Origin of the sequence: Micromonospora sp. U21, from assembly GCF_018070045.1 — a bacterium.
Classification (GTDB): domain Bacteria; phylum Actinomycetota; class Actinomycetes; order Mycobacteriales; family Micromonosporaceae; genus Micromonospora.
Genome location: NZ_JAGPYK010000004.1, coordinates 314,845 through 328,951, shown reverse-complemented (window position 1 = coordinate 328,951; position 14,107 = coordinate 314,845). Strand labels below are relative to the sequence as shown.

9 protein-coding genes are annotated in these 14,107 nt (G+C 72.7%); 3 read left to right on the top strand and 6 right to left on the bottom strand.

Annotated elements, in window-relative coordinates; translation table 11 throughout:
• Positions 1–10: 10 nt before the first annotated feature.
• Positions 11–1,687, bottom strand: a complete 1,677-nt coding sequence (ettA, locus tag KBX63_RS07880; RefSeq protein ID WP_210910207.1) for an energy-dependent translational throttle protein EttA — start codon at positions 1,685–1,687, stop codon at positions 11–13.
• 314 nt (positions 1,688–2,001) lie between these two features.
• Between ettA and KBX63_RS07875 the strand changes: the two genes are divergently transcribed.
• Both KBX63_RS07875 and otsB read left to right on the top strand, forming a co-directional pair.
• Positions 2,002–3,402, top strand: a complete 1,401-nt coding sequence (locus KBX63_RS07875) for a trehalose-6-phosphate synthase (RefSeq protein ID WP_210910034.1) — start codon at positions 2,002–2,004, stop codon at positions 3,400–3,402.
• A gap of 41 nt (positions 3,403–3,443) precedes the next feature.
• Positions 3,444–6,005 carry a trehalose-phosphatase gene (otsB, locus tag KBX63_RS07870; protein WP_210910205.1) on the top strand — a complete coding sequence of 854 codons (2,562 nt, stop codon included), beginning with the start codon at positions 3,444–3,446 and terminating at the stop codon, positions 6,003–6,005.
• A 263-nt stretch (positions 6,006–6,268) separates the two neighbouring features.
• On the opposite strand, the gene cobA is transcribed toward otsB, so the two are convergent.
• The 3 genes from cobA to cobC are packed head-to-tail and all read right to left on the bottom strand — an operon-like array spanning position 6,269 to position 9,730.
• Complete coding sequence (gene cobA / locus KBX63_RS07865; RefSeq protein ID WP_210910032.1) at positions 6,269–7,498, bottom strand: uroporphyrinogen-III C-methyltransferase; 1,230 nt, start codon at positions 7,496–7,498, stop codon at positions 6,269–6,271.
• Between the two features lie 34 nt (positions 7,499–7,532).
• Positions 7,533–8,627, bottom strand: a complete 1,095-nt coding sequence (cobT, locus tag KBX63_RS07860; RefSeq protein ID WP_210910030.1) for a nicotinate-nucleotide--dimethylbenzimidazole phosphoribosyltransferase — start codon at positions 8,625–8,627, stop codon at positions 7,533–7,535.
• Positions 8,627–9,730 (bottom strand): Rv2231c family pyridoxal phosphate-dependent protein CobC, encoded by a 1,104-nt coding sequence (cobC, locus tag KBX63_RS07855; RefSeq protein ID WP_210910028.1) that lies wholly within the window; start codon positions 9,728–9,730, stop codon positions 8,627–8,629. The genes cobT and cobC overlap by 1 nt, the downstream gene beginning before the upstream one ends.
• Before the next feature lie 121 nt (positions 9,731–9,851).
• Between cobC and KBX63_RS07850 the strand changes: the two genes are divergently transcribed.
• Positions 9,852–11,984 (top strand): transglycosylase domain-containing protein, encoded by a 2,133-nt coding sequence (locus KBX63_RS07850; RefSeq protein ID WP_210910026.1) that lies wholly within the window; start codon positions 9,852–9,854, stop codon positions 11,982–11,984.
• 10 nt (positions 11,985–11,994) lie between these two features.
• On the opposite strand, the gene KBX63_RS07845 is transcribed toward KBX63_RS07850, so the two are convergent.
• Positions 11,995–12,564 (bottom strand): GNAT family N-acetyltransferase, encoded by a 570-nt coding sequence (locus KBX63_RS07845; protein WP_210910024.1) that lies wholly within the window; start codon positions 12,562–12,564, stop codon positions 11,995–11,997.
• Complete coding sequence (locus KBX63_RS07840) at positions 12,561–13,964, bottom strand: cobyrinate a,c-diamide synthase (protein ID WP_210910021.1); 1,404 nt, start codon at positions 13,962–13,964, stop codon at positions 12,561–12,563. The genes KBX63_RS07845 and KBX63_RS07840 overlap by 4 nt, the downstream gene beginning before the upstream one ends.
• Between the last annotated feature and the right edge of the window lie 143 nt (positions 13,965–14,107).

The window sequence follows — 14,107 nt, the reverse complement described above, 5'->3', positions numbered from 1 at the left end:
TGTCGGCCGGTCAGTCGCGGGTCAGCTTGCGGTAGGTCACCCGGTGCGGCCGGGCGGCCTCCGCGCCGAGACGGTCGATCTTGTTCTTCTCGTACGCCTCGAAGTTGCCCTCGAACCAGAACCACTTCGCCGGGTTCTGGTCGTCGCCCTCCCAGGCCAGGATGTGCGTGGCGACCCGGTCCAGGAACATCCGGTCGTGGGAGATGACCACGGCGCAGCCGGGGAACTCAAGCAGCGCGTTCTCCAGGCTGGAGAGGGTCTCCACGTCCAGGTCGTTGGTCGGCTCGTCGAGCAGGATGGCGTTGCCGCCGATCTTCAGCGTCAGCGCCAGGTTGAGCCGGTTGCGCTCGCCGCCGGAGAGCACCTTGGTCGGCTTCTGCTGGTCCGGCCCCTTGAAGCCGAACGCGGCGATGTACGCCCGCGACGGCATCTCGACCTTGCCGACCATCAGGTAGTCCAGCCCGTCGGAGACGACCTCCCAGACGGTCTTGTCGCCGTTGAGGCCCTGCCGGTTCTGGTCGACGTACGACAACGAGACGGTCTCGCCGACCCGGACCTGACCGTCGGTCGGCTGCTCCAGCCCGACGATGGTCTTGAAAAGCGTGGTCTTGCCGACACCGTTGGGGCCGATGATGCCGACGATGCCGTTGCGCGGCAGCGAGAACGACAGGTCGTCGATGAGCACCCGGTCGCCGAAGCCCTTGGTGAGGTGCGACGCCTCGATGACCGTGCTGCCAAGACGCGGGCCCGGCGGGATCTGGATCTCCTCGAAGTCCAGTTTGCGGGTCTTCTCCGCCTCGGTGGCCATCTCGTCGTACCGGTCCAGGCGGGCCTTGGACTTGGTCTGCCGGGCCTTGGCGTTGGACCGGACCCACTCCAGCTCCTCGGTGAGGCGCTTCTTCATCTTGGCGTCACGGCGACCCTCGACGGCCAGCCGGGCGGCCTTCTTCTCCAGGTACGTGGAGTAGTTGCCCTCGTACGGGAAGGTCCGGCCGCGGTCCAGCTCGAGGATCCAGTTGGCCACGTTGTCGAGGAAGTACCGGTCGTGCGTGATCGCCATGACGGTGCCGGCGTACTTGGCCAGGTGCTGCTCCAGCCACGAGACGCTCTCCGCGTCCAGGTGGTTGGTGGGCTCGTCGAGCAGCAGCAGGTCGGGCGCCTCCAGCAGCAGCTTGCAGAGCGCGACACGGCGGCGCTCACCACCGGAGAGCTGGGTCACGTCGGCGTCCGGCGGCGGGCAGCGCAGGGCGTCCATGGCCAGCTCGAGCTTGGAGTCGATGTCCCACGCGTCGGCGTGGTCGAGCTCCTCCTGGAGCTTGCCCATCTCCTCCATCAGCTCGTCGGAGTAGTCGGTGGCCATCTGCTCGGCGATCTTGTTGAACCGCTCCAGCTTGGCCTTGGTCTCGGCGACCGCCTCCTCGACGTTGCCGAGCACGGTCTTGGCGTCGTTGAGCGGGGGCTCCTGGGCGAGCATGCCCACGGTGTAGCCGGGCATCAGCCGGGCCTCGCCGTTGCTCGGCTTGTCCAGCCCTGCCATGATCTTGAGGAGGCTGGACTTACCGGCACCGTTCGGGCCGACCACACCGATCTTGGCCCCCGGCAGGAAGTTCAGCGTCACGTTGTCGAGCACGACCTTGTCGCCGTGCGCCTTGCGCGCCTTTTCCAGGACGTAGATGAACTGGGCCACGGTGCGGGCTACCTCCGTCGGTTGCTGTCGCATGATCGGCGGCGCGGCGCGGGCTGCGACTCCGCCCGCCGCCGGCCGGAAGCCGGCCGCGCGCACGCCATCGTCAATCCTGACAGGTACGGCCCGCTTCGCCCACATCACCCCGCCCCAGGAGTACGTCGTGCCGCTCACCGAACCACCCTGTCAACAAGATCACGATTCCGATTCAGCCGCCGCCGCCCGGGTACGGAACTCCGGCACGGGGCAACAGAGGCCGCAGCTACGCTCAGTACGCTCATCGCGGTGGACCCGTCAGTACCCGGAGGTGGCCGATCGTGACCGTCCGTAGCTCCTTTGTCGTAGTGGCGAACCGTCTGCCGGTCGACGAGGTGAGCACACCTGAGGGACGGCAGTGGCGACGCAGCCCCGGCGGGCTGGTCACCGCGCTGCATCCCGTGCTCGCCGAGCACCAGGGGACGTGGGTCGGCTGGGCCGGCGGCACCGGTGCCGCCCCCGAGCCGTTCGACCTGGAGGGCATCCGGCTGCACCCGGTCCCGTTGAGCGCCGAGGAGTTGGAGCGCTACTACGAGGGCCAGTCCAACGCGACGATCTGGCCGCTCTATCACGACGCGGTGGAGACGCCGGCCTACAAGCGCCGCTGGCGCGAGGCGTACCGCCTGGTCAACGCACGGTTCGCGGAGGCCGCGGCGGACGTCGCGGCCGAGGGCGCGACGGTGTGGGTGCAGGACTACCAGCTCCAGCTCGTCCCGGCGATGCTCCGGGAGCTGCGGCCGGACCTGCGGATCGGCTTCTTCCTGCACATCCCGTTCCCGCCGATCGAGCTGTTCATGCAGATGCCGTTCCGCACCGAGATCCTGCGCGGCCTGCTCGGCGCCGATCTGGTCGGCTTCCAGCAGCGGCTGGCGGCACAGAACTTCGTCCGGCTGGCCCGGCACCTGCTCGGGCTCCGCTACGAGGGGCAGATGATCCAGGTCGACGGCCGGCAGGTGAAGGCTGGCGCCTTCCCCATCTCGATCGACACGCAGGAGATGGAACGGATGGCCGCCGACCCGGCGGTCCAGGCCCGCGCCAAGCAGATTCGCGCAGAACTGGGCGACCCGAAGACGATAATCCTGGGCGTGGACCGCCTGGATTACACCAAGGGCATCGAGTTGCGGCTGAAGGCTTTCCGCGAGCTGCTGGCTGACGGAAAGTTGACAGTCCCGGACGCGGTTATGGTGCAGGTGGCCACACCGAGCCGGGAACGCGTCGAGCACTACCAGGCGCTTCGGGTCAAGGTGGAGCGTGAAGTTGGTCGGATTAATGGTGAATTCGGCAGGGTCGGCGTGCCGGCGGTGCACTACCTGCATCAGTCGTACAGTCGCAGTGAACTGGCCGCGATGTACGTTGCTGCCGACGTGATGATGGTGACCCCGCTGCGAGACGGAATGAATCTGGTGGCCAAGGAGTACGTCGCATCGCGCGCCGACCAGGGTGGCGCGCTCGTGCTCAGTGAATTCGCCGGCGCCGCCACCGAGCTGCGCCAGGCCTTTTTGTGTAACCCGCACGACCCGGACGCGGTCAAGGACGCCCTGCTCCGGGCCGTGCACGTGGAGAAAACCGAGGCGCGCCGCCGGATGCGGACAATGCAACGTCACCTGCGTACCCACGACGTGGGGCACTGGGCCAAGTCTTTCCTCACCGAGCTTGGAGTCTCCGAGGCGGAGGCCGCGTGAACACGTCCGTCAACGACGGAGCGGCGATCACCACCGGAGTGATGGACCCCGAGCTGCGCTCCGCCATCGGCCGGATCGCCCGGGTCCCCCAGCTCCTGATCGCTTGCGACTACGACGGCACCCTGGCGCCGATCGTGGAGGACCCGAGCACGGCCGTACCGTTGCCCGAGTCGGTGGCCGCGATCCGCGCGCTCGCCGCGCTGCCGCAGACCACCGTGGCGGTGGTCTCCGGCCGGGCGCTGCGCGACCTGGCCGCACTCTCCCGGCTGCCCAGCGAGGTGCACCTCGTCGGCAGCCACGGCTCCGAGTTCGACATCGGCTTCGTCGAACGGCTCTCCCCCGAGCTGGTCGCGGTGCGCAACCGGGTCCGGGACGCGCTGCGCGAGATCGCCGCCGAACACCCCGGCATCCGGCTGGAACGCAAGCCGGCCAGCGTCGCGGTGCACACCCGGGGGGTCGACCCGCAGATCGCCGCCGCGGCCATCGAGGCGGTCCGCAACGGGCCGGCCACCTTCGACGACGTCACGGTCACCCAGGGCAAGGAGGTCATCGAGCTCTCCGTGGTGGCCACCCACAAGGGCACCGCGGTCGACCAGCTGCGGACCCAGCTCGCGGCCAGCGCGGTGCTCTTCATCGGCGACGACGTGACCGACGAGAACGCGTTCGGCAACCTGCACGGCCCGGACCTCGGCATCAAGATCGGTCCCGGGGACACCCAGGCCGGCTACCGGGTGGCCGAGCCGCTCGAGGCGGCCCGCGCCCTCGGGCTGCTGCTGGAGACCCGCCGGCACTGGCTGTTCGGCGAGCGGGCGGTGCCGATCGAGCGGCACTCCATGCTGTCCAACGGCCGCACCGTCGCGCTGCTCACCCCCGATGCCAAGGTCAGCTGGCTGTGCCACCCCAAACCGGACTCGGCAGCGATCTTCGCCGACCTGGTCGGTGGCAGCCCGGCCGGCCACTTCAGCATCACCCCGGAACGCGGCGGCATCCCGCTGGGCCAGCGCTACCGCTCCGGCACGATGACCGTGGAGACCCGGTGGTCCGGGCTCACCGTCACCGACTGGCTGGACAAGCCGGCCCGGGAGACCACCCCGGACGGCCCGGTGGTGGTCACCGGCGACTCGACCCTGATCCGGGTGCTCACCGGCAGCGGCCGGGTCCGGCTGGAATTCGCGCCGCGGCCCGAGTTCGGTCAGGTCGCCGTGCAGTTGCAGCCGCTCGGCGACGGCCTGCTGGTGCTCGGCTCCAACGAGCCGTTCGCGCTCTACTCCCCCGGGGTGGAGTGGCAGGTCGGCAACGACGGCGGCTACGAGAACGCCAAGGCGGTCGTCGATCTCTCCGCCGCCGGCGGGCAGATCGTGCTGGAGCTGCGCTTCGGCACGCACAGCCTGGAGCATCACCGGGTGCCGATCCACGACCGGCAGGCCGCGGCCGAGCAGCCGTGGAAGGACTGGGTCGCCTCGCTGCGGCTGCCGTCCACCTCCCGTGACCTGGTCGCCCGCAGCGCGCTCACCCTGCGTGGGCTGTGCCACGAGGCCACCGGTTCGATCCTGGCCGCGGCGACCACCTCGCTCCCCGAGGAGCTGGGCGGCGTCCGCAACTGGGACTACCGCTACTGCTGGCTCCGCGACGCGGCACTGACCGCCCGCGCGCTGGTCGACCTGGGTTCCATCGAGGAGGCCGAGGGGTTTCTGCGCTGGGTGGACGGCTGCATCGAGCGCACCGGCGGGCACCCGGAGCGGCTGCACCCGCTCTACACCATCGACGGCTACGAGCTGGGCGCCGAGGCGGTCATCGACACCCTGCCCGGGTACGCCGGCTCCCGACCGGTCCGAGTCGGCAACCTCGCCAACCACCAACTCCAGCTGGATGTCTTCGGCCCGATCGCCGACCTGATCGCGGCGGTCGCCGACGCCCGCGGCTCGGTCCGTGAGGACGAGTGGCGGGTGCTGGACAACATGGTCGAGGCCGTCCGCCGCCGTTGGCACGAGCCCGACCACGGCATCTGGGAGGCCCGGCTGCCACCCCGGCACCACATCTTCTCCAAGGTGATGTGCTGGATGACCGTCGACCGGGCGCTGCACGTGATGCGCCAGCACGGCGGCGAGGACCGGCCCGAGTGGAAGGACCTGCGCGACCGGATCGCCGCCAACGTGCTGGAGCACGGCTGGCACGAGGAGGTCGAGGCGTACAGCGTCGCGTACGGCGACGAGGACATGGACGCCTCGTCGCTCTGGATCGGGCTCTCCGGCCTGCTCCCGGGCGACGACCCGCGTTTCCTGTCCACGGTGCTGCGGATCGAGGCGGACCTGCGCAGCGGGCCCGTCGTCTACCGCTACCACTGGGACGACGGCCTGCCCGGCCGTGAGGGCGGCTTCCACATCTGCACGGCCTGGCTGATCGAGGCGTACCTGCGCACCGGCCGCCGCACCGACGCCGAGGAGCTGTTCGCGCAGATGGTGCTCACCGCCGGCCCGACCGGGCTGCTCCCCGAGCAGTACGACCCGCTGGCCGAGCGCGGGCTGGGCAACCACCCGCAGGCGTACAGCCACCTGGGTCTGATCCGGTGCGCCCTGCTGCTGGACAACATGCTCAAGCAGTAGACGACCGTCAGTACGACGACGGGCCGGGGCAGCGCTGCTCCGGCCCGTCGCCTGTCCCTGGGCAGCCTCGTGTCGCGGCCGGCCGGCCGTCGGTGCTGCCGACCGGTGGGGCCGGGACTACCCGGCGCGCCCGAAGGGGTGTGTCCGCCGGCTCCCGTGTCGCGCCACTGGCTCCAGCACCGCACGCCGGGGCATCCCGCACGCCGAAGCCCCGCACGCCGAGCCGGCGCGTCGAAGCGCGCGGCAAGGCCCGCCGCCAACCGTCAGCTGTCCAGCGCGTGCACGACGTCGCCCACCACGACGACCGCGGGCGGGCGAAGGTCGGCGGCGAGCACGTCGGTGGCCACCGCGCCGAGGGTGGAGCGCAGCACCCGCTGGGCACCCGTCGTGGCCTCCTGGACGACGGCGGCCGGTGTCCGCGGCGACCGGCCGTGCGCGATCAGGGTGGCGGTGATGGCGGCGAGGTTCTTCAACCCCATCAGGATCACCAGGGTGCCGCGCAGCCCGGCGAGCGCCTCCCAGCGCACCAGCGACGCCGGTGAGTCGGGCGCGACGTGCCCGGAAACCACGGTGAACTCGTGCGCCACCGCCCGGTGGGTGACCGGGATGCCGGCCGCGGCCGGGGCGGCGATCGAGCTGGTCACCCCGGGGACCACGGTCACCGGCACGCCGGCCGCCGCGCACGCCAACAGTTCCTCGCCGCCCCGGCCGAAGACGTACGGGTCACCGCCCTTGAGCCGAACCACCAGAGCGCCCGACCGTGCCCGGTCCACCAGGATCCGGTTGATCTCCTCCTGGGCCCGGGACGGTCCGTAGGGGATCTTCGAGGCGTCCACCAGCTCGACGTCGGGGCGTAGCTCGTCCAGGAGCAGCCCGGGCACCAGCCGGTCGGCGACCACCACGTCCGCCTCGGTCAGCAACCGCCGGCCCTTCACCGTGATCAGCTCCGGGTCGCCCGGCCCCGCCCCGACCAGCGCCACCCGCCCGCCCGCGTTAGGAAGGGACCCTTCCTCTACCGCAGGCGTCAACAGGGGGCCCTTCCTTGCACCCAGGAGGTCGCGGATGGCGTCGCGGACGGTCATCGCGCGGCGCGGGTCGCCGCCGCCGAGCACCGCCACGGTGACCGGGCCGTGCCGGGTCACCGCCGGGGTCCAGGCCGTGGCGACCGTCCGGTCGTCGGCGCGGACGCAGAAGATCCGCCGCTCGGCGGCAGCCGCACTCACCGACTCCGCCGCGACCGGGTCGTCGATCGCCACCTGGACGAGCCACGCCCCGTCCAGGTCATCCGGCTCGAACCGGCGCGGCACCCAGCGCAGCCGGCCCGCGTCCGCCCGGGCGCGCAGCGCCGGGGTCAGCTCCGGCGCCACCAGCAGGACGTCCGCGCCGGCATCAAGCAGCGCCGGGACCCGTCGGGTGGCGACCACGCCGCCGCCCACCACGACCACCCGCCGCCCGTCGAGCCGCAGGCCGAGCGGGTACGGGTTGGTGCTCACGCCGCCGCCGCGCTACTTCGTCCGCTGCGCCCGCTCACTTCTCGGCCACCCCGGCGGAGTCGAACGTGGCCACCTCGTGCAGCACCCGGACCGCGCCGGTGACCACCGGCAGCGCCAGCAGTGCTCCGGTGCCCTCCCCGAGGCGCAGCCCCAGGTCGATCAGCGGGTCGAGGCCGAGGTGGCGCAGCGCCACCGTCGCGCCCGGCTCGGCCGAGCGGTGACCGGCGACCATGGCGCTGACCGCGTCCGGGGCGAACGCGGCGGCGGCGAGGGCGGCGGAGACCGCGATCACCCCGTCCAGCAGCACCGGCGTGCGGCGCGCCGCGGCGCCCAGGATCAGCCCCGCCAGCGCGGCGTGCTCCAGGCCGCCGACGGCGGCCAGCACACCCAGCGGGTCGGCCGGGGTAGGCGCGTGCCGGGCCAGCGCGGCCCGCACCACGGCCACCTTGCGGGCGTACGTCGGGTCGTCGACCCCGGTGCCCCGGCCGGTGGCGTCGAGCGGGTCGGCGCCGGTGAAGGCGGCGATCAGAGCGGCGGCGGGGGTGGTGTTGCCGATGCCCATGTCCCCGGTGAGCAGGATGGCCGCCCCGGCCTCGATCAGCTCGTCGGCGATCCGGATGCCGGTCTGCACGGCGGCCCGCGCCTCGTCCCGGGTGAGCGCAGCGGTCACCGCGAGATCCCGGGTGCCCCGGCGGACGGACGCGGCGACCATCCGGGGCGTGGACGGGTCGAGGACGACCGGGCCGGACGTCTCGGCGGCCGGCTGGGCGGGCAGCGGCGTGGCCACGCCGACGTCGACCACGGTGACCGAGGCTCCCGCCTGCCGGGCGAACGCGTTGACCACCGCGCCGCCGGCCAGGAAGTTGCCGATCATCTGCCCGGTGACCTCCTGCGGCCACGGGGTCACCCCCTGGGCGTGCACCCCGTGGTCCCCGGCGAAGATCGCCACCGCGGCCGGCTCGGGTAGCGGCGGCGGGCAGGCCCCGGCCAGGCCCGCGAGGCGTACCGACAGCTCTTCCAGCGCGCCCAGCGAGCCGGCCGGCTTGGTGAGCCGGCCGTGCAGCTCACGAGCGCTGGCCATGGCCGACTCGTCCGGCGGTCGGATCGCCGCGATCGTGGTCTCCAGCATCATGCCTCCATGGTCTCGCGCAGCACCTCGATGAACGCGTCGGTGGTGGATCGGTCGCGCACCGCCACCCGCAGCCAGTCCGGGCCGAGCCCGGGAAACGTGTCACCCCGGCGTACCGCCCAGCCCCGCTCGCGCAGGGCCGCCCGGACACGGGTCGCTCCGGGCAGGTGCAGCAGCACGAAGGCGCTGGCCGGGCGGCCGACGACGCGTACACCGGGCAGGTCGGTCAGACGGGCGGTCAGGCGGTCGCGGTCGGCGGCGAGTTCGGCGGCGATCGCGCGTTCGGCCTGGACCGCGACGGGGGTGGCGCAGGCCGACGCGGCGGCCAGCGCGGGCGTGGAGACCGCCCAGAGCGGCTGGACGGCGGCCAGCCGGGACAGCAGTTCCGGCGCGCCGAGCAGGTAGCCGATGCGCAGGCCGGCCAGGCCCCAGGTCTTGGTGAGGCTGCGCAGCACGAGCAGCCCGGGCAGGTCGCGCCGCTCGGCCAGCGACTCCGGCTCGCCGGGTCGCCCGGGTGCGGCGGTGGTGTCGGCGAACGCCTCGTCGACCACCAGCACCCGGCCCGGGCGGGCCAGCGCGGCCAGGGTGCGTGCCGGGTGCAGCACCGACGTCGGGTTCGTCGGGTTGCCGATCATCACCAGATCGGCGTCGGCGGGCACCAGGTCCGGGTCGAGCCGGAAGTCCTCGGCGGCGTCCAGCAGCACCCGCTCCACCGGGTGCCCGGCGGCCCGCAGCGCCGCCTCCGGCTCGGTGAACTGCGGGTGCACCACGACCGGCCGGCGTACGCCGCGCAGCGCCTGGGCGATCAACACGAACCCCTCGGCGGCGCCGGCGGTGAGCAGTACCTCGTCCGGGTGACGCCGGTGCCGGGCGGCGACAGCGGCCCGGGCCGGTGCGGGGTCCGGATAGCGGCCCAGGTCGGTGAGGGTGGCGGTGATCGGGCCGGCCAGCCAGTCCGGCAGCGGTGCCTGGCGGACGTTGACGGCGAGGTCGACCAGGCCGGCACCCACCTCCGCGTCGCCGTGGTGGCCCAGGTCCGGCTCGGGAACAGCTGCCGGTCCGGTCCCAGGGCCGGGTGCCGCTCCGCTCGGCTGATCACGCATGTCCGCGATCCTGCCGGGAAGGTGGCCGCTGGGACAGCTGATCTCCGCGTAAGCCGCGTCACCACCCGCCGGTTTATGAGTTCTTCTCATGCACGAATCGGAAATGTCATAACTTGGCCACGTGAGCAACCGACCCCTTGCTGCCGCTGGTCGACTCGTCCCTCTCCTCCGCGCCGGGCTGATCGCCGGCATCGTGATCGCTGCCGCCGCGTACCCGCTGGTCGCCCTCACCGGGCTCGGCGCGAAGGCCACCGCGCACGCCGTCGAGGCGAAGACCAAGCTGCTGACCACCGCCCTGCCCGCCGAGACCTCGTACCTCTACGCCCCGGACGGCAAGACCGTGCTGACCATGTTCTACGAGGAGTACCGGCAGTACACCAAGCTGTCGGACATGTCGCCGAACATCCAGCAGGCGATCGTCGCCGCCGAGGACTCCCGCTTCTACCAGCACCACGGCGTCGACCCGAAGGGCGTGGCACGGGCCTTCGTGGCCAACACCCGCTCCAACGGCGTCTCCCAGGGCGCCTCCACGCTGACCATGCAGTACGTCCGGATGGCCCTGCGGGACAGCGCGACCACCCCCAAGGAGGTCCAGGAGGCCACCCAGCAGACCAGCCTGCGCAAGGTCAAGGAGATGCGGATGGCGCTGGACCTGGAGAAGGAGATGAGCAAGGAGCAGATCCTGGAGCGCTACCTGAACTCGGCGTACTTCGGGCACCGGGCGTACGGCATCTACGCGGCCAGCGAGATCTTCTTCTCCAAGACCCCGAAGGACCTCACCCCCGTCGAGGCGGCCACCCTCGCCGGGCTGGTCAAGTCGCCGTCGGAGTACGACCCGGCCGACTCCGACCAGAAGGAGGCCACCGGGCGGCGCAACTACGTCCTGGACCGGATGAGCCAACTCGGCTACCTCTCCCCCGACTCGGCCGCCGCCGCGAAGACCGAGCCGATCCGACTGAAACTGACCAGCCCGCCGAACGACTGCGCCGCGGTGTTGGAGAAGTACAACAGCTGGGGATTCGCCTGCGACTACCTGAAGAACTGGTGGAGCGCCCAGCCGGCGTTCGGGGCGAACCGGCTGGAACGGATGGACAAGCTGCGCCGGGGCGGCTACCGGATCGTGCTCAGCATCGACCCGAAGATCCAGGAGGCGGCGGAGAAGAACGTCGGCGCCAAGGAGGGCACCGGCAGCCCGTTCGCCAACGGGATCGTGGTCTCCGAGCCGGGCACCGGGCGGGTGAAGGCGATGGCGGTGAACCGGACGTACTCGCTGGACCTGAGCGAGAACCCGCAGAGCTCCAACCCGGAGGCGGGGCCGAAGGTGAAGGCCAACTACCCGAACACGGTGGCGCCGCTGCTCGGCGGCGGTGACCTGCCGGGCTACCAGGCCGGGTCGACGTTCAAGATGTTCCCGATGCTGGCCGCACTGAACTCGGGGATGACGCTGTCCACGGAGTTCAACGCCCCGTACCGATACCAGTCGCGGGTCTATGACGGCTGGGCGCCGTCGAACGCCAGCGGGGCGATGAGCGGGCGGCAGACCATGTGGTCCGGCTTCGGCAAGTCGGTGAACACGTACTTCGTGTGGTTGGAGGAGCAGGTGGGCGCGGAGAAGGGTGTCCGCCTCGCCGAGCAGCTCGGGCTGCGCTGGCGAACCGACGTGGACCGGGAGCATGCCTCGCCGACCAAGGCGTCGAAGTGGGGCGCGTTCACCCTGGGCGTCTCCGACGCCACCCCGCTGGAGATGGCGAACGCGTACGCCGCCATCGCCGCCGACGGCCGGTACTGCGAGGCGATCCCGGTGCAGGCGATCATGAACAGGGACGGCACGCCGACCACGTACGCCACCGCCAGCGGCATCCAACGCGAGGTGGCCAAGCCGCGCTGCCGGCAGGTGGTGAGCGCGGACGCCGCCAGGGCGGCCACCGACGCCGCCCGCTGCCCGACCGGCGACACCCCGGCGCGTGGAGGCTGCGGCGGCTGGTCCACCGCCGACAGCGTCCGGGGTACGGTCGGCCGCCCGGTGGCCGGCAAGACCGGTACCACCGACAGCACCCGGTCCGCCTGGTTCGTTGGCTACACGCCCGAGTTGGCCGCGGCGAGTTTCATCTCCGACCCGGACAACCCGTTCAACGCGGTCGGCGACGGGCAGTCCCAGATCCCGATCGCGGCGGTCGCGGAGACGCTGCGCGACGGCCTGAAGGGTCAACCGACCCGCCAGTTCACCCCACCCTCGGACGCCATCGTCGGCTGACCGGCGAGGCTCAACGCAGGTCGGCGGCGACGAACGACCAGAGTTCGAGGTCCACCCGGCCGCCGCGGACGTAACCGGCGTTGCGCAGCAGGCCCTCGTAGCTGAAGCCGGCCTTCTCGGCGACGCGGCGGGAGGCCAGGTTGCCGGGAGCCACCCGCAGCTCGACCCGCTGGAAGCCGTGCTCCAGGATCAGCGCGATGGCCACCGCGTCCACGGCCTCGGCGGCCAGGCCGAACCCGCGCGCGTGCGGCGCCATCGCGTAGGAGATCTCGGTGGTCCGGGCACCCCAGTCGGTGCGCCGGGTCCAGAGCGAGCCCACCACCTGGTCGTCCTCGCGGCGGAGCACCGCCCAGTGGTCCCCCTCGCCGCTGTCGCGCCGCTGGCGGGCCAGGTCCGTGCACCAGGCGTGCCCGTCGATCGGGCCGGAGTCGTCGGCCAGCGGCAGCCAGCGCCGGGTGAGCTTGTCGGCGAAGATCTCGCCGACCGGCGCCGCGTCGGCCGCGGTGTGCCGCCGCACCTCGGTGCGCGGGGTGGAGACGGTCAGCGCCGGGAAGCGGCGCACCGCCACCTGACCGATCACGCCGGCACCCCGCCGGGCTCCACGGGCACCGCCTCGGTCGCCGGGTCGGCCACCGCCGCCGCGACCAGCCGGGCCGCGGTCGTCGGGTGGCCGGCCCAGTGCAGGGTGAGCTGCGAGGCGTGCACGTTGCGCCAGACGAAGCCCTCCGGCGTGCCGCCGTCCCAGCTCCACGCCGGGCGCTGACCGGCCCGCGGGGTGAGCACCGCTCGGTGCTCCTTGTGCCCGACCAGCACCGTGCCCTGCGCGGCGACCACGCTGTCGGTCTGGGCGGTCGCCTCGCGGTAGCCCACCACCAGGCCGTCCCGGCTGACGCCGACCGCGTCCAACACCCCGCACATCGGCAGCCCGTCCAGCTCCCGGGCCAGCCAGAGCAGACCGGTGCCCTCGGCGACCACCGGACGGCCGGTGCGCGCCAACTCGGCCACGGCGATGCAGAGCCGCCGGTTGGCCGACAGCTGCTCGGCGTACGCCTCGGGCAGTGCACCGCCGACGACCAGCGCACGGATGCCGACCGGCAGCGCCTCGTCGCGCAGCGGATCGACCGTGACCACCTCGGCGCCGGCGGCCCGCAGCAGCTCGGCGGTCTCCGGGTGGCTGAAGCTGCCGCCCGGCCCGCCGGCGAGCGCCACCAGCGGGCGGTCCGCGGGGACCGTCACCGGACCGAGCGCCTCCTCCGGCGACCACGCCGAGGCCGGCAGAGACGGAGCGGAGCGGGCAAGCCCGAGCAGCCGTTCCAGGTCGACCGTGGCGGCGACGGCCTCGCCCAGCCGGCGGACCGCGCGGGCGGCGTCGGCGGACCCGCCGACCACCGGCACCACGCCGTGCCGGCGCGACGGCAGCACCGCCGGCAGGTCCTGCCGGCGCAGCGCCCCGTAGACCGGCACGTTCACGTCATCCAGCGCCTCACGCAGCATCGCCTCGTGCCGCGAGGACGCCACCCGGTTGAGGATCACCCCGCCGAGCCAGAGCTGCTCGTCGTACGAGCGGAAACCGTGCACCAGGGCGGCCACCGACTGACCCATCGCGGCCACGTCGACCACGAGCACCACAGGGCTGCGCAGCGCGGCGGCCGCGGCGGCCGTGGACTCCTGCTCCGGGCGGCCACCGACCGAGTCGTACAGGCCCATGCTGCCCTGCACCACGGCGAGCCCGGCGCCCTCGGCGCCGTGCGCGACCAGCGGGGCGAGCCGGTCGACGCCGACCAGCCGGGGATCGATCACCCGGCCCGGCCGACCGGAGGCGAGGCCGAGGTAGGCGGCGTCGACGTGGTCCGGGCCGAGCTTGAACCCGGCGACGTCGACACCCCGCTCGGCCAGGGCGGCGAGCAGCCCGATAGCCAACGCGTTCTTGCCGTGCCCGGAGGACGGCGCGCTGAGCACCAGGCGCGGCACGACGGTCATCATCGACTCCTCGCGGGCGGCGGCGGGTACGCGACGGCGGACCGGGCGGGCCGGTCCGTCCGCGTGACGATACCCGTCCCCGCGCGATGCGCGAGCACCGCCGACCGGGGCCGGTCGACCGGTCGCGGCCCGGTCCAGGTCAG

Bases quoted from the DNA above. Each gene is read 5' to 3' on its own strand.
- otsB (WP_210910205.1), top strand. From the start codon at position 3,444: ATGGACCCCGAGCTGCGCTCCGCCATCGGCCGGATCGCCCGGGTCCCC.
- cobT (WP_210910030.1), bottom strand. From the start codon at position 8,627: ATGCTGGAGACCACGATCGCGGCGATCCGACCGCCGGACGAGTCGGCC.
- cobC (WP_210910028.1), bottom strand. From the start codon at position 9,730: ATGCGTGATCAGCCGAGCGGAGCGGCACCCGGCCCTGGGACCGGACCG.
- KBX63_RS07840 (WP_210910021.1), bottom strand. From the start codon at position 13,964: ATGACCGTCGTGCCGCGCCTGGTGCTCAGCGCGCCGTCCTCCGGGCAC.